Raw genomic sequence first — 17,013 nt, 5'->3', positions numbered from 1 at the left:
GGTGCAGCAGACAATGTTGGGACGAGCAATGGAGCGCTGCACGGTTTTTGTTCTCACGGAGTGAGTTTCGTGTCATTGCTTGAAATCTACTTTCGCGCACTTCGGTATCTTTCTACCGAAAAAAAGCGTGTATTTTTCATCTGCGCGGCCAATGTCGTCCTGGCCATCGTAACCATTGCCGAACCAATCATGTTCGGCCGTGTCATCGATGCCATCTCCGACAAGCGCGAGGTTTTCTCAACGCTGATGCTCTGGGCCGGGCTCGGGGCATTCAACATTCTCGCCTATGTGCTCGTCGCTCGTGGCGCTGACCGGCTGGCGCATGCCCGCCGTGCCGGAGTGCTTTGCGAGTCCTTCGAACGCGTCATCACCATGCCGCTGTCGTGGCATCAGGTGCGGGGTACGTCCAACGCCCTGCACACGATGCTTCGTGCGGTAGAAACGCTGTTCAGCCTCTGGCTTGAATTCATGCGCACGCACCTGACCACAGCCGTGGCGCTGCTGCTGCTGATCCCCACCGCCGTTTCGCTTGACCTGCGCATGTCGCTGGTGCTGCTGGTGCTCGGTACGCTATACCTCATCATCGGCCGCGTCGTCATGCACAAGACCAAGGACGGGCAGGCCAAGGTGGAACGTCACTATCACGAGGTGTTCTCGCATGTGACGGACTCGGTCAACAACGTTGCCGTGCTGCAGAGCTACAATCGCTTCAACGAGGAAGCCCAGCGGCTGCGCAAGCATGTCGGCGATCTGATCCAGGCACAGTATCCGGTGCTCGACTGGTGGGCGCTTGCAAGCGCGCTCAACCGCCTTGCCTCGACGATCTCGATGATGGTCGTGCTGATGATCGGTGCCTTGCTGGTTTCCCGCGGCGAGCTGCGCATCGGCGACATCGTTGCCTTCATCGGCTTTGCAACGCTGCTGATCAGCCGTCTCGACCAGATCTCGCAGTTCGCCAACCAGATCTTCGACTCCCGCGCCAAGCTGGAAGCCTTCTATGAACTGGAAGACTCCGTGGCTGACCGCAAGGAGCCGGAAGGCCTGCGCGACATGAACAACATCACCGGCCACATCCGCTTCGAGGATGTCAGCTTCGAGTTCCCGAATTCGGGGCAGGGCCTGCAGGACGTTTCCTTTGAGGTCCAGGCCGGTCAGACTGTTGCCATCGTCGGCCCGACGGGTGCTGGCAAGACCACGCTGATCAATATGCTCCAGCGTGTTCACACGCCGCAGGAAGGCCGCATCCTGATCGACGGTATCGACGTCAAGACTGTCACCAAGAAGTCGCTGCGTCAGTCGATCGCGACGGTGTTCCAGGATGCCGGCCTGTTCAACCGGTCGATCGAGGAGAACATCCGCATCGGCCGCGAGGAAGCGACCTACGCCGAGGTTCATGCCGCAGCCGAAGCCGCTGCCGCGCAGGATTTCATCCTGTCGAAGAGCGAAGGCTACGACACCAAGGTTGGTGAGCGTGGCGGCCAGCTCTCCGGCGGTGAACGCCAGCGTATCGCGATTGCCCGCGCCATCCTCAAGAACGCGCCGATCCTGGTGCTCGACGAGGCGACCAGCGCGCTCGATGTCGAGACGGAATCGCGGGTCAAGGAAGCCATCGACGGCGTTCGTCAGGGCCGCACCACCTTCATCATCGCGCACCGCCTTACGACGGTTCGCGATGCCGACCTCGTCCTCTTCATGGACAAGGGCCGGATCGTGGAAATGGGTGGCTTTGCCGAACTGTCGGCCACCAACGGCCGCTTCGCCAGCCTGCTTCGCGCCGGCGGCCTGCTGACCGACGAGGACGTGCGCGCCCTCAGCCACGTCTCGCAGGCTGCTGCCGCGGCCTGATTGGTCGGATAGAACTATGGGAGGTCGTCCTGCGGCGACCTCCCGCATTGCCCGGACGCTCGGACCGGGCTAATTAGTTCCCATGAGTGAAACGAGCGCGCGGCCCGGCCGCTTCATCGATCTTGCCAATCCGACCCGCTTCCTGGCGCTTGCCGACCGGCTCGTGCCCTGGCTGGCGGGTCTTTCGATTCTTCTGCTGGCGTTCGGCCTCTATCTGGGCTTCGCGGCGCCCGAGGATTACCAGCAGGGCACCACCGTCCGCATCATGTACATCCACGTGCCTTTCGCCTGGATCGCCATGATGTGCTACTCGCTGATGGCGTTGGCTGCACTCGGCACGCTGGTCTGGCGCCATCCGCTGGCCGACGTCTCGCTCAAGGCCGCTGCACCCATTGGCGCGGCCTTCACCGCGCTGGCGCTGATCACCGGCTCCATCTGGGGCAAGCCCATGTGGGGCACCTGGTGGGTGTGGGACGCGCGGCTGACCTCGGTCTTCATCCTGTTCCTGATGTATCTCGGCATCATCGCGCTGACTCGCGCTTTAGATGACCCCGCACGATCGGCGCGCGCCGCCGCCATCATCACGCTGGTCGGCTTCATCAACATCCCGATCATCAAATTCTCGGTCGACTGGTGGAACACGCTGCATCAGCCGGCGTCGGTCTTCCGCCTCGGCGGCCCGACCATCCATCCGAGCCTGCTCTGGCCGCTGATGATCATGGCGCTTGGCTTCACCGTGCTGTTCTTCACGCTGCACCTGATGGCGATGCGCACCGAGATCATGCGCCGCCGCGTAACCGCGATGCGCTACATCGCAGCCCGCCGCGCCGACCGGAAACCTGCCTGAATTTCAGTCTGGGTTGTGCGTCCTTCGAGGCTCGCTGCGCGAGCACCTCAGGATGAGGGAGGTTGGCGCTATGATGATGATTAGGAAGGCCGGCGCTATTCTTCGCTCAGATTCCGCTGCCATCCTACCGGATGAGCCAGCTTTTCAGAAATTGGTCTGAAACGCACCGACCTCCCTCATCCTGAGGTGCGAGCGAAGCGAGCCTCGAAGGACGCACCCCAATCAGATAGCTAAAACGCCTTGAACGTCAGCGTCGTCAGCGAGCGCACGATGCCTGGCACATTGGCGACGTTCTCGTTGATGAATTTGCCGATATCGACATCGTCCTCGATATAGATCTTCATCAGCAGGTCGTAGTCGCCGCTGGTCGAATAGAGTTCCGAAGCCACCTCGCGCTCGTAAAGCTGGTCGGCCACGGCATAGGTCTGGCCGGGCGTGCATTGCAGCTGGACGAATACGGTTTGCATGGAACCTCCGGATACTTCGTATGATGGGGCAATGCCCGCGAGCCTTCTTTACACGCCGAGCAGGGTCCGCACCAGCCTGTGGTCAGGATCGGCAAGCCCATCGATGACATCGAAATGATGCTTGCCGGCGTCTTCCACGCTCGACACGCTGACGTCGAAACCGCTCCAGAGATTTTCCAGAAGCGCGTTCTGCCGCCGGAATTCCGGCCGCTCGGCCGAGCCGACCCAGCAGGTAATGTCGATGCCGTCGAGCGGCTCCAACAGGGCGGCACTTTCGGACCGCGCGTCGGCAATATCCAGCCGGTGGGTCTCGTTCATCTTGGTTTTCATCAGCGGCCGCAGATCATGCAGGCCGGAAATCGATACTGTCTTCTTGAGCCGCGCAAGCACGTCGGCACCGAGCGGAGAGGTCGAGGTGTTCATGCGGCTGACCAGATGGCCGCCGGCGGAATGGCCCGTGAGATGGATCGGCCCTGCGATTTCGCTTGCCGCCGCAGTTATGGCTGCCCCGACCTGCCTCGTGATGTCGGATATGCGCGCTTCCGGGCAAAGCACGTAGGACGGCATCGCCAGCGCATAGCCATGGGCGAGCGATCCTTGCGCGAGATGCGACCACGCCGATTTGTCGAACGACATCCAGTAGCCGCCATGGACGAAGACGACGAGGCCCTTGGGCGTTCCCTCCGGCAGGAACAGGTCGAAACGGTTGCGCAGATGCGGGCCATAGGAAATGTCCTCGCGCAGGCGCTTTGCCGCGCGCAGGTCATCGCGGAATGAAGCCGCAGCCACCTGCCATTTGCCGGGAAACGCACTGGCGTCGGGGATGTAAGCCCCGTTGGAATAGGCGTCGCTCCAGTCCGTGGTCGAATTTGCCGACATTCCCTGCCTCACTGCGCTGGCGCCTTCAGCGGCGCACCATCCCGTTATTGACCATCTTGCCCGACCGTCCCGCAAGGGCGGAAACCTGCCGGCTCGTTGATCCAACCAGAAGCAGCTTCCGCCAACCGTCGATTAATTTCAAGCTTGAAATTTCATGCTTGAAATTATACGGACGCGGTGCCATCCTCTCATCGTCAATCGGAGTTGGTGCTGATGAAGATCGCCTGTCTCGGGGGAGGGCCAGCCGGCCTCTACTTCGCAATCAGCATGAAGTTGCGCGATCCGGATTCCGAGGTCGTCGTCATCGAGCGCAACAAGCCGGACGACACCTTCGGCTGGGGCGTCGTGCTCTCCGACGAGACCTTGACCAACCTCGCCGCCAACGACCCCGTCAGTGCCGCCGCCATCCGCTCGCATTTCGCTTATTGGGACGACATCGCCGTCCACTTCAAGGGCACGAAAACCGTCTCGACCGGCCACGGCTTCTGCGGCATCGGCCGCAAGCAGCTTCTGATGCTGCTCCAGGAGCGGGCGCGCGAACTCGGCGTTGAGCTGCGCTTCCAGACCAATGTCGAAAGCGTCGCTGCCTATGCCGAGGAGTACGATCTGGTTGTTGCCGCCGATGGCCTGAACTCCAGGGCGCGAAGCGAATTCGCCGCCGAGTTCGAGCCGGATATTGACGTGCGCGCCTGCAAATTCGTCTGGCTCGGCACGCATCAGAAATTCGGCGATGCCTTCACCTTCATCTTCGAGGAGACCGAGCACGGCTGGGTCTGGGCGCACGCCTACCAGTTCGACAACGACACCGCGACCTTCATCGTCGAATGCAGCGCCGAGACCTGGGAAAAGTTCGGCTTCGGCGAGATGAGCCAGCAGGAGAGCATCGAGGTCTGCCAGCGCATCTTCGCAAAGCATCTCGACGGCCACGCGCTGATGACCAATGCCAACCACATTCGCGGTTCGGCCTGGCTGAGTTTCCCGCGCGTGCTGTGCAAGCGCTGGTCCTACAAGAACATCGCGCTTCTGGGCGATGCGGCGGCGACCGCGCATTTCTCGATCGGATCGGGAACCAAGCTGGCGCTTGAAAGTGCGGCCGCCCTTGCCGAATTGGTGCACACGGAAAAGACGCTCGAGCAGGCTTTCGCGCGCTACGAGGACGAGCGCCGCATTCAGGTGCTGCGCCTGCAGTCGGCGGCGCGTAATTCGCTGGAATGGTTCGAGGAGGTCGAGCGCTATTTCGATCTCGACCCCGTCCAGTTCAACTATTCGCTGCTGACGCGCTCGCAGCGCATCAGCCACGAAAACCTGCGCCTGCGCGATAAGGCCTGGCTGGAAAGCGCCGAAGGCTGGTTCCAGGAAACGGCCGGTGCGCCGCAAGGCACGCGCCGCGCGCCGATGTTCGCGCCGTTCAAATTGCGCGACATGGAGCTGAAAAACCGCGTCGTGGTCTCGCCGATGGCGCAGTACAAGGCCGTCGACGGCACGCCGACCGACTGGCATCTGGTGCATTACGGCGAGCGCGCCAAGGGCGGGGCAGGGCTGCTCTATATAGAGATGACCTGCGTCAGCCCCGAAGGCCGCATCACGCCCGGCTGCCCCGGCTTCTATGCGCCGGAACATGAGGTCGCCTGGAAGCGTATCGTCGATTTCGTGCATGCCGAGACGGAAGCGAAAATCTGCGCCCAGATCGGCCACTCCGGCCGCAAGGGGTCCACCAGCGTTGGCTGGGAAGGCACCGACAAGCCGCTGAAGGACGGCAACTGGCCGCTGATGTCGGTTTCGGAATTGCCTTGGTCTTCGGAAAACCAGACGCCGAAGGCAATGACCCGCGCCGACATGGATCTGGTTCGCGACCAGTTCGTCGCCGCCGCCGAGATGGCTGATCGCTGCGGCTTCGACATGCTCGAAATCCACGCCGCGCACGGCTACCTGCTGTCGTCCTTCATCACGCCGGTGACCAACAACCGCACCGACGAATATGGCGGCTCGCTGGAAAACCGGATGCGCTATCCGCTGGAAATCTATCACGCCGTCCGCGAAGTCTGGCCGCGCGAAAAGCCGATCTCTGTGCGCATCTCGGCCAATGACTGGGTCGGCGAAAAGGGCGTGACGCCGCAGGAAGCCGTTGAGGTCGCAAAAATGTTCCAGCAGGCTGGCGTCGACATCTGCGACGTATCCGCCGGCCAGACAACCGAGCTTGCCCGCCCGGTCTATGGCCGCATGTTCCAGACGCCGTTCTCCGACCGCATCCGCAACGAAACCGGCATGGCGACCATGGCTGTCGGCAACATCTACGAGCCCGACCACGTCAACTCGATCCTGCTTGCCGGCCGTGCCGATCTCGTCTGCCTCGCCCGCCCGCATCTGACCGATCCCTATTGGACACTGCGCGCCGCCGCCTCGCTCGGCGACACCGTCGAGGCCTGGCCCGACCCCTATCAGCCCGGTGGCGACCAGATTCGCCGCCTGGCCGAACGCGCCGCCGAGATGGCGGCACAGGATCGCGCCGTATGACCGACCTCACGGGAAAGCGCGCATTGGTGACGGGTGGCGGCTCGGGAATGGGCGCTACGATCGCCCGGGCGCTTGCCGATGCCGGCGCAACGGTCGTGATATCCGGTCGCCGCATGGAGCCGCTTGCCGATGTCGCGGCATCATCGCAACGCATCGTCGCCATGACCGCCGATGTAACCGACGAGGCGTCCGTGAAGGCACTGTTCGAGCGCATCGCCCGTGAAGTCGGCGAACTGGACATCGTCGTCGCCAATGCCGGTGCCGCCGAAAGCGCGCCCTTCCACCGCACCAGCCTCGATCTGTGGCGGCAGATGCTGGACGTCAATTTGACCAGCGTTTTCCTGACCTTCCAGCAGGCACTTGCCGGCATGATGAAGCGCAGGGAGGGCCGGCTGATCGCAATCGCCTCGACCTCCAGCCTGAAGGGCTACTCTTACGTATCGGCCTACAGCGCGGCCAAGCACGGCGTCCTCGGCTTGACGCGCTCGCTGGCGCTGGAACTCGCCGACACCGGCATCACCGTCAACGCCGTCTGCCCCGGCTTCACGCTGACGCCGATGCTCGAACGCTCTATCGAGACCATCATTGAGAAGACCGGCAAGAGCCGCGACGAGGCCATCGCCACGCTGACGAAGACCAATCCCCAGCGCCGTTTCGTGTTGCCGGAAGAGGTCGCGCAGAGCGTGCTTTATCTCTGCGGGCCGCATTCGGCTTCGGTCACGGGGCAGGCCCTGTCCATTTCGGGAGGCGAAATATGAGCATGCCGCAACCGGGCGAAGCTCCCGACATGGCGAGGCAGCGCCTGCGCGTCTGGCTGAGACTGCTCAAGGCGACAAGGCTGGTCGAGGCCACCGTACGCGAGAACCTGCGTGTCGAGTTCGATACTACCTTGCCGCGCTTCGATGTGCTGGCCGCGCTCTACCGTTTCGAGGACGGGCTGAAGATGAGCGAGCTTTCAGCCGCCCTTCGCGTGTCCAACGGCAATGTCACCGGCATCATCGAGCGCCTGGTGACCGACGGGCTGGTGCTGCGCGTGCCGGTGGCCGGCGACAAGCGGGCGACGCTGGTGCGGCTGACCAAAAAGGGAACCGAGGAATTTTCCAGGATGGCGGCGGCGCATGCGACGTGGGTCAGCGCCATTCTGGAAGAGCTGCCGCCGGAAGCCTGCGAGCAGATGATCGGCCATCTCGATACAATCGGCAATTCGCCGAAACTGACAGCAAAGGTGAATGGCGATGACTGATATGGCGGGCTACGTCGCGAAACATTTCCGCTGGCGCGTCGAGGACGGCGTCGCCGTCATCACGCTCGACCGGCCGGAGCGCAAGAACCCGCTGACCTTCGACAGCTATGCCGAGCTGCGCGATGCGTTCCGCGCGCTCGCCTATGCCGACGATATCAAGGCCGTGGTGTTCGGCTCCAATGGCGGCAATTTCTGCTCGGGCGGCGATGTCCACGACATCATCGGCCCGCTGCTCGACATGGACATGAAGGGCCTGCTGCGCTTCACCCGCATGACCGGCGACCTGATCAAGGCGATGGTCAATTGCGGCAAGCCGATCATCGCCGCCGTCGATGGCGTCTGTGTCGGCGCCGGTGCCATCATCGCCATGGCGTCCGACATTCGCCTTGCCACCCCGGAAGCAAAGACCGCGTTCCTGTTCACCCGCGTCGGCCTTGCCGGCTGCGACATGGGCGCCTGCGCGATCCTGCCCCGCATCATCGGGCAGGGACGCGCATCGGAACTGCTCTACACCGGCCGCACCATGAGTGCGGAGGAAGGCGAGCGCTGGGGTTTTTATAATCGCATCGTCGAACCCGCATCGCTCGACGCCGAGGCTCTGGCATTGGCGAAACGCCTCGCGGACGGCCCGAATTTCGGTCACATGATGACCAAGACCATGCTCAATCAGGAATGGTCGATGTCGATCGAGCAGGCGATCGAGGCCGAAGCGCAGGCGCAGGCGATCTGCATGCAGACGCTGGACTTCAAGCGCGCCTACGACGCTTTCGTCGCGCACCAGAAACCCGTTTTCCAGGGCGATTGAGATGCCGGACCGCAGCTTTCTCGACTGGCCGTTTTTCGAAGATCGCCACCGGGCGCTAGCCGACAAGCTCGAGGCGTGGGCCGCCGCCAACATCAGGCATGGCGACCACGGCGATGTCGATGCCGCCTGCCGCGAACTGGTGGCAAAACTGGGCGAAGGCGGCTGGCTGACCCACTCGGCCGTCGATCCGGAAAACGCCGAAAGCGGGCTCGATGTCCGCAGCCTCTGCATCATCCGCGAGACGCTCGCCCGTCACGATGGGCTTGCCGATTTCTCCTTCGCCATGCAGGGGCTCGGCACCGGAGCGATTTCGCTGTTCGGTACGCCCGGGCAGAAACGCGAATGGCTGACGAAAACCCGCGCCGGCAACGCGCTGTCGGCCTTTGCGCTGAGCGAGCCGAAATCCGGCTCCGACGTCGCCAATCTCGATCTCGCCGCGCGCGAGGAGGGCGACTCTTACGTCCTCGACGGCGAAAAAACCTGGATCTCCAACGGCGGCATCGCCGATGTCTATACGGTGTTCGCCCGCACCGGCGAAGGGGCAGGCGCCAAGGGCATTTCGGCGTTTATCGTGCCTGCCGATACGCCCGGTCTGTCGATTACCGAGCGGCTGGAGGTGATCGCGCCGCATCCGCTTGCGCGGCTGTCCTTCCAGAACTGCCGCGTGCCGAAGTCGGCCATGCTCGGCAAACCGGGCGAGGGGTTCCGCATCGCCATGTCGGTGCTCGACGTATTCCGCTCGACGGTCGCGGCGGCAGCCCTCGGCTTTGCCCGCAGGGCACTGGATGAATCGATCGCGCGTTCGACCTCGCGCGAATTGTTCGGCGCGCCGATGTCCGAATTGCAGATGGTGCAGGGCCACATCGCCGACATGGCGCTCGACATCGATGCGTCGGCACTGCTCGTCTACCGCGCCGCATGGCTGAAGGATTCGGGCGCTGCCCGTGTCAGCCGCGAAGCGGCGATGGCCAAGCTCTATGCCACCGACCGCGCCCAGAGCGTGATCGACAAGGCGGTGCAGATCCATGGCGGCGACGGCGTGCGCAAGGGCAGCGTCGTCGAAAGCCTCTACCGCGAAATTCGGGCGCTGCGCATCTATGAGGGCGCCTCGGACGTGCAGAAAATCATAATAGCCAGGCAAACACTGGCGAGGGGATAATAACAAATGCTGGGACCATCGGCGCATACCGACACTTTCACACGTGACAACCTGCCGCCGGATGATGAGTGGCCGGATCTATTGCTCGACGGCTTCGACTATCCGCAAGTCCTGAATGCCGGTGTCGAATTCACCGATGCGATGGTAGCCAAGGGTTTTGGCGACAATACCGCGCTGATCGGCAATGGCCGCCGCCGCACCTACAAAGAACTCACCGATTGGTCGAACCGCATCGCCCATGCGCTGGTCGAGAATTACGGCGTAAAGCCCGGGAATCGTGTGCTGATCCGCTCGGCCAACAATCCTGCCATGGTCGCCTGCTGGCTCGCCGCCACCAAGGCAGGTGCCGTCGTCGTCAACACCATGCCGATGCTACGCGCCGGTGAACTCGGCCAGATCATCGACAAGGCCGAGGTCGAGTTCGCGCTGTGTGACACGCGCATCAAGGACGAACTCGTCGCCTGCGCCAAGGACAGCCGCTTCCTGAAAAAGGTCATCGGCTTCGACGGCACCGCTAATCATGACGCCGAGCTCGACCGCATCGCGCTCGACAAGCCGGTGAAATTCTCAGCCGTGCCGACGGGCCGCGACGATGTCGCGCTGCTCGGCTTCACCTCGGGCACGACCGGCGAACCCAAGGCGACGATGCATTTCCATCGCGACCTGCTGATCATCGCCGACGCCTATGCCAAGGAAGTCCTGGACGTGCAGCCGGACGACGTCTTCGTCGGCTCGCCGCCGCTGGCCTTCACCTTCGGCCTTGGCGGATTGGCGATCTTCCCGCTGCGTTTCGGGGCCGCCGCAACCCTGCTCGAACAGGCGACGCCGCCGAAGATGATCGAGATCATCGAGACCTACAAGGCGACGATCAGCTTCACCGCGCCGACCGCCTACCGCGTCATGCTGGCGGCGATGGAGGAGGGCGCCGATCTCAGTTCGCTGCGCATCGCGGTGTCGGCGGGCGAAACGCTGCCCGCGCCAATTTACGACGCGTGGATGAAGAAGACCGGCAAACCGATGCTCGACGGCATAGGCGCGACCGAGATGCTGCACATCTTCATCTCCAACCGGCTCGGCGATTCCGCACCCGGTTCCACCGGCAAGCCGGTCGGCGGCTATCAGGCGAAGATCGTCGATGACGAGATGAACGAGATGCCGCGCGGCGAGATCGGCAGGCTTGCGGTGCGCGGGCCGACCGGTTGCCGCTATCTCGCCGACAAGCGGCAGGCGAAATATGTCCGCGACGGCTGGAACCTGACCGGCGATTCTTTCTACCAGGACGAGGCCGGCTATTTCCATTTCGCCGCCCGCTCCGACGACATGATTATCTCGGCCGGCTACAACATCGCCGGGCCGGAAGTGGAGGCAGCGCTCCTCAGCCACGATTTCGTCTCCGAATGCGCGGTTGTCGGCGCCGATGACGAGGAGCGCGGCCAGATCGTGCAGGCGCATATCGTGCTGGCAGCGGATGTGCCGGCTGATGCCGCAACAATCAAGGCGCTGCAGGACCACGTCAAGCAGGTGATCGCACCCTACAAATATCCGCGCTCGGTCAAGTTCGTCGACGCCCTTCCCAAGACGGCGACAGGCAAGATCCAGCGCTTTGCACTGCGCGGCAGGACCGTCAACTGAGCGGAAGAGGAGTAGGTGCCATCACCGATCAGCTTCCCTTTCGTCAACGGCTTTCGTGGCTCGAAAGACGTAAAAGCCTGTTGATTTCTGTGCCTGTCTGAGGCTGGTTGTTTAGAGATGCCGGAAATAAGGGTTAAACCCGTTGCCCGGCGAATATCGGCAAAGGAGGATTGCCGAAAACGGGGCGCAGTTCGTTTCAAGCTGGGAGGCTTGTCGGGATTGGCGCTCTTCTGTAGGACCGGACCAGGGCTGGAAAATGGGCGGCGGGCATGTCTTGAAGGCGTGACGTCGGGTTGACCGGCCGGTTCATATTCCCGGTTTGGCGCATCAAAGTGTCAAGACGGCAAGTCTCATACGCAACATTCGGAGGAAACTATCATGAAACGCATCACCAAACGGCTTCTGGCAACCGCCATGGTCAGCACCGCCATTCTGGCAGGGGCCGCTTCGGCCCATGCCGATGTGAAGATCGGCTTTCTCGGCGGCTTCACCGGCCCGATCGAAAGCATGCTGCCGCCGATCTTCGAGGCGGCCAAGCTGGCGGTCAAGGATGTGAACGACCAGGGCGGCATTCTCGACGGGCAGAAGCTCGAGATCATCTCCGGCGACTCGACCTGCGCCGACGCCACGGCTGCATCGAACGCCGCCGACCGCATGGTCAATTCCGAGAAGGTGACGGCTCTCGTCGGCCCGCTCTGCTCGGGCGAGACCATCGCGGCCGCCAACAATGCCGCCATTCCCGGCGGCGTGCTGCTGATTTCGCCGGCTGCCACGTCTCCGGCGCTGACCACGCTCGACGACAAGGATCTGGTGTTCCGCACCACCTCGTCCGACGCTTACAGCGGCGAAGTGCTGGCCAAGATCCTGAAGGACAAGGGCACCGACAACATCGCCATCACCTATGTCAACAACGACTACGGCAAGGGCTTTGCCGACGCGCTGGAAGGCGCGTTCAAGACGCTCGGCGGCACCGTCTCGGCCAAGGAAGCGCATGAAGACGGCAAGGCCGACTACCGCGCCGAAGTCGGCTCGCTGGCGGCTTCGGGCGCAGACACGCTAGTCGTGCTCGCCTATGTCGACGGTTCCGGCTCGACCATCATCCGCCAGGCTCTCGAAGGCGGCGACTTCTCCAAGTTCGCCGGCGGCGACGGCATGGTCAGCGACGCGCTGGTCAAGAATGTCGGCGAGGGCAAGGTCGACGGCATGGTCGCGACCCGCATCGGCAACTCGGTCAGCCCCGGCACGGAAGTCTATGCCAAGATCGCCAAGGATGCCGGCCTCGACCCGAACGCCAATTTCGGCGCGCAGTCCTATGACGCTGCCTTCATGATCGCGCTGGCAATCCAGAAGCTCGGCAAGGATTCGCGCGAAGGCTTGAGCGCTGCGCTCCGCGAAGTCTCCTCGGCTCCGGGCGAGGTGATCCTTCCCGGCGAATGGGAAAAGGCCAAGAAGCTGATCGCCGAAGGCAAGGACATCAACTATGAAGGCGCTGCCGGCAGCCACGAGTTCGACAAGAACGGCGACGTGCCGGGCAATGTCATCGAGATGGTCGTCGACGGCAAGGGCTTCAAGGAAGCGGCCAAGTAAGCCTTTCGAGGCGCGAGGTCCGGGCTCGCCCGGACCTCCTTCCAAGATCGATGCGCGAGACTGCCGGCTATGGGGATAGCGGGGGAACGGTCTCGACAGCGTCCAAGAATGAAAAATGTAGTCTAGTGGGGGTGGCGTGAGCTCGCTCATCGAAGTCAGGAACGTCAGCAAACGCTTTGGCGGTGTGCTGGCCGTCGACAATTGTTCGCTCAAGGTCGAGCGCGGCACGATCACCGGGCTGATCGGCCCCAACGGCGCCGGCAAGACCACCATGTTCAACATGGTGGCAGGTGCGTTCGCGCCGACCTCCGGCTCGATCTGGCTGGATGGCAAGGACGTGACCGGCATGCCGGCGCATGAGCTGTTCGAGCACGGCCTGTCGCGCACATTCCAGATCGCGCAGGAATTCTCGCACCTCACATCACTGGAAAACCTGATGGTGGTCACTGCCGGAAAATCCGGTGAATCCTTCTTCGACGCCTGCTTCCGGCGCGGCAAGGTCGTGCGCGACGAACTGGAAACCCGGCGCAAGGCCGAGGAAATCCTGCAGGTCCTGCGGCTCACCCATGTCAAGAACGAGAGCGCCGGCAATCTCTCCGGCGGCCAGAAGAAGCTCTTGGAGCTCGGCCGCGTGATGATGGCCGATCCGCAGGTCGTGCTGCTCGATGAGGTGGCCGCCGGCGTCAACCGCACGCTTCTCAACGATCTGGCCTCCGTGGTCGAGACGCTCAACCGCGACAAGGGGCTGACCTTCTTCGTCATCGAGCACGACATGGACCTGATCGCGCGGCTTTGCGATCCCGTCATCGTCATGGCGGCAGGTTCGGTCATGGTGCAGGGGCCGATGGCCGAAATCCGCAAGAACCCGGAGGTCATCGAGGCCTATTTCGGCGGCGCGCCGGTGGGGGATGCCGCATGAGCATCCTGAAGATGACCGATGTCCACGCCGGCTATGGCGGGGCCAACATCCTGAACGGCGTCAATATGGAGATCGGCGCCAACGAGATCGGCGTCATCGTCGGCCCCAATGGTGCAGGCAAATCGACGTCACTCAAGGCCCTTTTCGGCCTGCTGACCGTTTCGGAAGGCAGCGTGGTCTTCGACGGCAAGGACGTGACCAACGCAAAGCCTGAAAATCTCGTGCGCGGCGGCCTGTCCTTCGTGCCACAGGAATTCAACGTCTTTCCGGCGATGACGGTGCGCGAAAACCTCGAAATGGGCGCTTATGTCCGCAAGGACGATTTTCGCCATCTCATCGAAAAGATGTTCGAATACTTCCCGCCTTTGCGCGACAAGCAGAAGCAGCCGGCAGGCGAGCTTTCCGGCGGCCAGCGCCAGATGGTGGCGATAGGTCGGGCGCTGATGATGGAGCCCAAGCTGCTCCTTCTCGACGAGCCGACCGCGGGTCTTTCGCCGCGCTACATGGGCGAGATTTTCGAACGCGTCATCGCCATAAATGCTTCGGGCGTCGGTATCCTGATGGTCGAACAGAACGCGCGCCAGGCGCTCGCCATTGCGCACAAGGGTTTTGTGCTCGCAGGCGGCAGGAATTCTTTCACCGACACGGGGCAGGCGCTGCTCGACAATCCGGAAGTGGCCGAAAGCTTCCTCGGCGGGGGAGCAAAACACTGATGGAACAGGTTGGTTTTCTCTCCGCCATGCCGATCAACGAGATCGTCTTCTTCATCAACAAGGTCGTGATCGCGGGGCTGATCATCGGCTCGGTCTACGCGCTTGGCGCGGTCGGGCTGACGCTGGTCTGGGGCATATTGCGCTTCGCCAACTTCGCCCATGGCGACCTGATGACGCTCGGCGCCTTCATTGCTTTTGTGCTGACCATGGCCATGCCCGGTCTGGGTGCGGCGGTCGGCCTGCCCACCGCCTTCGTCGTCATGCCGATCGCCATGGCGATCACAGCGCTCATAACCATCGGCCTCGACAAGGCCTTTTATCAGCCACTGCGCAAGACCAACCCCAAGCCGATCACGCTGGTCATCGCCTCCTTCGGCGTCATGCTGATGCTGCAGGGGCTCATCCGCCTCATCTGGGGCACCACGCCGCGCAACATGTATGTCACGCCAAAGGAAATCTACCGCATTCCCTTTGCCGGCAAGGATATCATCGTCACCGAACCGCAGCTTCTGCTGATCGTTTTCACGGTCGTCGCCATCGTCGCATTGCATCTGTTCCTGACGCGCTCACGCACCGGCAAGGCCATGCGCGCCATGTCCGACAATGCCGATCTCGCCCGCATTTCGGGCATCAGCACGGACAAGGTCGTGCGCACGACATGGATCATCGGGGGAAGCCTCGCGGCTGCTGCCGGCACGCTTCTGGCCATGGATGTCAGCCTGAAGCCTGATCTCAGCTTCAACATCCTGATCCCGATCGTGGCCGCCATGATCGTCGGCGGCATCGGCCAGCCTTACGGCGCAATCAGCGGCGGGCTGCTGGTCGGCTTCACCGAGACGGTGGCGGTGTTCAACTGGTCGATCCTGCTCAGGCCGCTGAAACCGCATCTGCCGGATTGGATCGAACTCCCGGCAAGCATCGCCTTCGTGCCGACCGAGTACAAGATCGTGGTGCCCTTCGTCATTCTGGTGGCGGTGCTGATCTGGCGGCCCAACGGCATCTTCAAGGGAAAGGTGCTGTGATGAAATCGATCGATCTGCGCACCATCACCCTGCTTTGCGGCCTCGCTGTCATCGTCGCGCTCGTCTTCATCTGGCAGGGCAATGCCTATGGCCTGCGCATGCTGGTCGAGGCGAGTTGCCTGGCGATCGTCGCCCTCGGCCTCAACATACAGTGGGGCTATGCCGGCCTGTTCAACGCCGGCGTCATGGGCTTCATCGCCATTGCCGCCTTCGGCACGATGCTGATCTCCTATCCGCTCAATCCGGTCTTCTGGCAGTCGGAAGCACCGGGCCTGCTCGGGCGCATGGGGCTGATCATCGTCATTGGCGGCGCCATCACCTTCCTGCTCAGCCGCTCGAACCGCTACGGCGTGCCGAAGAAGCTGCGCACCGTTCTGACGATCATCGCTGGCGCCACCACCTATCTGATGGCCGAAAGCGCGCTGGAACCGGCGGCTGCGATCATCGAGCAGAATTCCGGCTTCGTCGGCGGTTTCGGCCTGCCGGTATGGCTGGGCTGGCTGGTCGGCGGTCTGTTTGCCGCCGTGCTTGCATGGTTTATCGGCCGCATCACGCTCGGCCTGCGTTCCGACTACCTGGCGATCGCTACGCTCGGCATCGCCGAGATCGTCAGGGCGTTCCTGAAGAACGCCGACTGGCTGACCCGCGGCACGCTCACCGTCTCGCCGCTGCCGTCGCCTGTGCCGACTGCCACCGAGATCGGCTTCATCGCCGCGCGCTCGGCCTATCTTTGCGTTACGGCTGCGATGATCGTCGTCATCTTCGTGCTGCTGCAGCGCGGCTGGGCCTCGCCTTGGGGCCGCATGATGCGCGCCATTCGCGACAACGAACTCGCCGCCGAAGCCGTCGGCAAGGATGTGAACCGGCGCAGGCTGGAGATGTTCGTGCTCGGCAATTTCATCGTCGGCATCGGCGGCGCGGCACTCGTCACCTTCGGCGGCATCTTCGATCCGAGCGGTTTTTCGCCGATCAACCACACCTTCCTGGTGCTGATCATGGTCGTGCTCGGTGGGTCAGGAAACAATCTCGGCGCGATCTTCGGTGCTCTTCTGGTCTACATCATCTGGACTATGTCCGAGCCGGCAGCACTCTTCTTGTTCCAGCATGGCGCGAACCTCATCCAGCAAGTCTTCGATATCGCGCCGCCTGCCGACCTGCCGACGCGGGCGCTTCAGATGCGGGTTTTCGTCATCGGCCTGACGATCATTCTGGTGCTGCGTTTTGCGCCGAAAGGGCTTCTCCCCGAAAAAGTCACAAAATACGAGTGAGTGCTGGCGGGCCGGACCCGCACGCACCGAATTTCCCGGATTGGCAGCGCCATGTGGCGCTGCGGCGCGCGGCGTTTGACGACATCTGATCGTTTCGCAAAGGCGTGCCTGCC

The 17,013-nt window shown here is 62.8% G+C and carries 15 protein-coding genes; 13 read left to right on the top strand and 2 right to left on the bottom strand.

From position 1 onward, the window contains the following. The first annotated feature begins 69 nt into the window (after positions 1-69). Positions 70-1,845 (top strand): glucan ABC transporter ATP-binding protein/ permease, encoded by a 1,776-nt coding sequence (locus DZG07_RS16225; protein WP_091911986.1) that lies wholly within the window; start codon positions 70-72, stop codon positions 1,843-1,845. Between the two features lie 82 nt (positions 1,846-1,927). Next, positions 1,928-2,692 carry a heme ABC transporter permease gene (locus tag DZG07_RS16220; RefSeq protein WP_091911985.1) on the top strand — a complete coding sequence of 255 codons (765 nt, stop codon included), beginning with the start codon at positions 1,928-1,930 and terminating at the stop codon, positions 2,690-2,692. 230 nt (positions 2,693-2,922) lie between these two features. Here DZG07_RS16220 and DZG07_RS16215 read toward each other — a convergent pair whose 3' ends face one another. Both DZG07_RS16215 and DZG07_RS16210 read right to left on the bottom strand, forming a co-directional pair. After that, a complete protein-coding gene (locus DZG07_RS16215; protein WP_091911983.1) occupies positions 2,923-3,159 on the bottom strand; it encodes an Lrp/AsnC ligand binding domain-containing protein in 237 nt (78 codons plus the stop codon). A gap of 48 nt (positions 3,160-3,207) precedes the next feature. Continuing rightward, on the bottom strand, positions 3,208-4,038 hold the full coding sequence (locus tag DZG07_RS16210; RefSeq protein ID WP_119818652.1) for an alpha/beta hydrolase: 831 nt from the start codon (positions 4,036-4,038) through the stop codon (positions 3,208-3,210). A gap of 213 nt (positions 4,039-4,251) precedes the next feature. Between DZG07_RS16210 and DZG07_RS16205 the strand changes: the two genes are divergently transcribed. The 11 genes from DZG07_RS16205 (at position 4,252) to DZG07_RS16155 (ending at position 16,900) form a co-directional block, all read left to right on the top strand. Continuing rightward, on the top strand, positions 4,252-6,552 hold the full coding sequence (locus DZG07_RS16205) for a bifunctional salicylyl-CoA 5-hydroxylase/oxidoreductase (RefSeq protein WP_119821797.1): 2,301 nt from the start codon (positions 4,252-4,254) through the stop codon (positions 6,550-6,552). After that, positions 6,549-7,310, top strand: coding sequence for an SDR family NAD(P)-dependent oxidoreductase (locus DZG07_RS16200; RefSeq protein WP_119818649.1), 762 nt, complete (start codon positions 6,549-6,551; stop codon positions 7,308-7,310). The genes DZG07_RS16205 and DZG07_RS16200 overlap by 4 nt, the downstream gene beginning before the upstream one ends. Then, positions 7,307-7,795 carry a MarR family transcriptional regulator gene (locus DZG07_RS16195; RefSeq protein ID WP_119818646.1) on the top strand — a complete coding sequence of 163 codons (489 nt, stop codon included), beginning with the start codon at positions 7,307-7,309 and terminating at the stop codon, positions 7,793-7,795. Before DZG07_RS16200 ends, DZG07_RS16195 begins: the two co-directional genes overlap by 4 nt. Continuing rightward, positions 7,788-8,600 carry an enoyl-CoA hydratase family protein gene (locus DZG07_RS16190; protein ID WP_119821795.1) on the top strand — a complete coding sequence of 271 codons (813 nt, stop codon included), beginning with the start codon at positions 7,788-7,790 and terminating at the stop codon, positions 8,598-8,600. Before DZG07_RS16195 ends, DZG07_RS16190 begins: the two co-directional genes overlap by 8 nt. 1 nt (position 8,601) lies before the next feature. Continuing rightward, a complete protein-coding gene (locus DZG07_RS16185; protein ID WP_119818643.1) occupies positions 8,602-9,759 on the top strand; it encodes an acyl-CoA dehydrogenase family protein in 1,158 nt (385 codons plus the stop codon). Positions 9,760-9,765: 6 nt separating this feature from the next. After that, positions 9,766-11,391 (top strand): AMP-binding protein, encoded by a 1,626-nt coding sequence (locus DZG07_RS16180; protein ID WP_119818640.1) that lies wholly within the window; start codon positions 9,766-9,768, stop codon positions 11,389-11,391. 378 nt (positions 11,392-11,769) lie between these two features. Next, positions 11,770-12,978 (top strand): ABC transporter substrate-binding protein, encoded by a 1,209-nt coding sequence (locus DZG07_RS16175; RefSeq protein ID WP_119818638.1) that lies wholly within the window; start codon positions 11,770-11,772, stop codon positions 12,976-12,978. A 136-nt stretch (positions 12,979-13,114) separates the two neighbouring features. Beyond that, entirely contained in the window at positions 13,115-13,897 is a 783-nt protein-coding gene (locus DZG07_RS16170) for an ABC transporter ATP-binding protein (RefSeq protein WP_091911970.1), read from the top strand. Further along, on the top strand, positions 13,894-14,610 hold the full coding sequence (locus DZG07_RS16165; protein WP_119818635.1) for an ABC transporter ATP-binding protein: 717 nt from the start codon (positions 13,894-13,896) through the stop codon (positions 14,608-14,610). Before DZG07_RS16170 ends, DZG07_RS16165 begins: the two co-directional genes overlap by 4 nt. Then, entirely contained in the window at positions 14,610-15,632 is a 1,023-nt protein-coding gene (locus DZG07_RS16160) for a branched-chain amino acid ABC transporter permease (RefSeq protein ID WP_197716864.1), read from the top strand. Before DZG07_RS16165 ends, DZG07_RS16160 begins: the two co-directional genes overlap by 1 nt. Continuing rightward, positions 15,632-16,900, top strand: a complete 1,269-nt coding sequence (locus DZG07_RS16155; protein ID WP_162931640.1) for a branched-chain amino acid ABC transporter permease — start codon at positions 15,632-15,634, stop codon at positions 16,898-16,900. Before DZG07_RS16160 ends, DZG07_RS16155 begins: the two co-directional genes overlap by 1 nt. Positions 16,901-17,013: the final 113 nt, after the last annotated feature.

Source organism: Mesorhizobium sp. DCY119 (assembly GCF_003590645.1).
Taxonomy (GTDB): domain Bacteria; phylum Pseudomonadota; class Alphaproteobacteria; order Rhizobiales; family Rhizobiaceae; genus Mesorhizobium_M.
The sequence above is the reverse complement of the archived record's forward strand: the minus strand, read 5'-3'. Positions and strand labels throughout refer to the sequence as shown.

Coding starts and splice junctions, on each gene's coding strand:
- DZG07_RS16220 (WP_091911985.1), top strand. CDS start 1,928: ATGAGTGAAACGAGCGCGCGGCCCGGCCGCTTCATCGATCTTGCCAAT.
- DZG07_RS16215 (WP_091911983.1), bottom strand. CDS start 3,159: ATGCAAACCGTATTCGTCCAGCTGCAATGCACGCCCGGCCAGACCTAT.
- DZG07_RS16210 (WP_119818652.1), bottom strand. CDS start 4,038: ATGTCGGCAAATTCGACCACGGACTGGAGCGACGCCTATTCCAACGGG.
- DZG07_RS16205 (WP_119821797.1), top strand. CDS start 4,252: ATGAAGATCGCCTGTCTCGGGGGAGGGCCAGCCGGCCTCTACTTCGCA.
- DZG07_RS16200 (WP_119818649.1), top strand. CDS start 6,549: ATGACCGACCTCACGGGAAAGCGCGCATTGGTGACGGGTGGCGGCTCG.
- DZG07_RS16195 (WP_119818646.1), top strand. CDS start 7,307: ATGAGCATGCCGCAACCGGGCGAAGCTCCCGACATGGCGAGGCAGCGC.
- DZG07_RS16190 (WP_119821795.1), top strand. CDS start 7,788: ATGACTGATATGGCGGGCTACGTCGCGAAACATTTCCGCTGGCGCGTC.
- DZG07_RS16185 (WP_119818643.1), top strand. CDS start 8,602: ATGCCGGACCGCAGCTTTCTCGACTGGCCGTTTTTCGAAGATCGCCAC.
- DZG07_RS16180 (WP_119818640.1), top strand. CDS start 9,766: ATGCTGGGACCATCGGCGCATACCGACACTTTCACACGTGACAACCTG.
- DZG07_RS16175 (WP_119818638.1), top strand. CDS start 11,770: ATGAAACGCATCACCAAACGGCTTCTGGCAACCGCCATGGTCAGCACC.
- DZG07_RS16165 (WP_119818635.1), top strand. CDS start 13,894: ATGAGCATCCTGAAGATGACCGATGTCCACGCCGGCTATGGCGGGGCC.
- DZG07_RS16160 (WP_197716864.1), top strand. CDS start 14,610: ATGGAACAGGTTGGTTTTCTCTCCGCCATGCCGATCAACGAGATCGTC.
- DZG07_RS16155 (WP_162931640.1), top strand. CDS start 15,632: ATGAAATCGATCGATCTGCGCACCATCACCCTGCTTTGCGGCCTCGCT.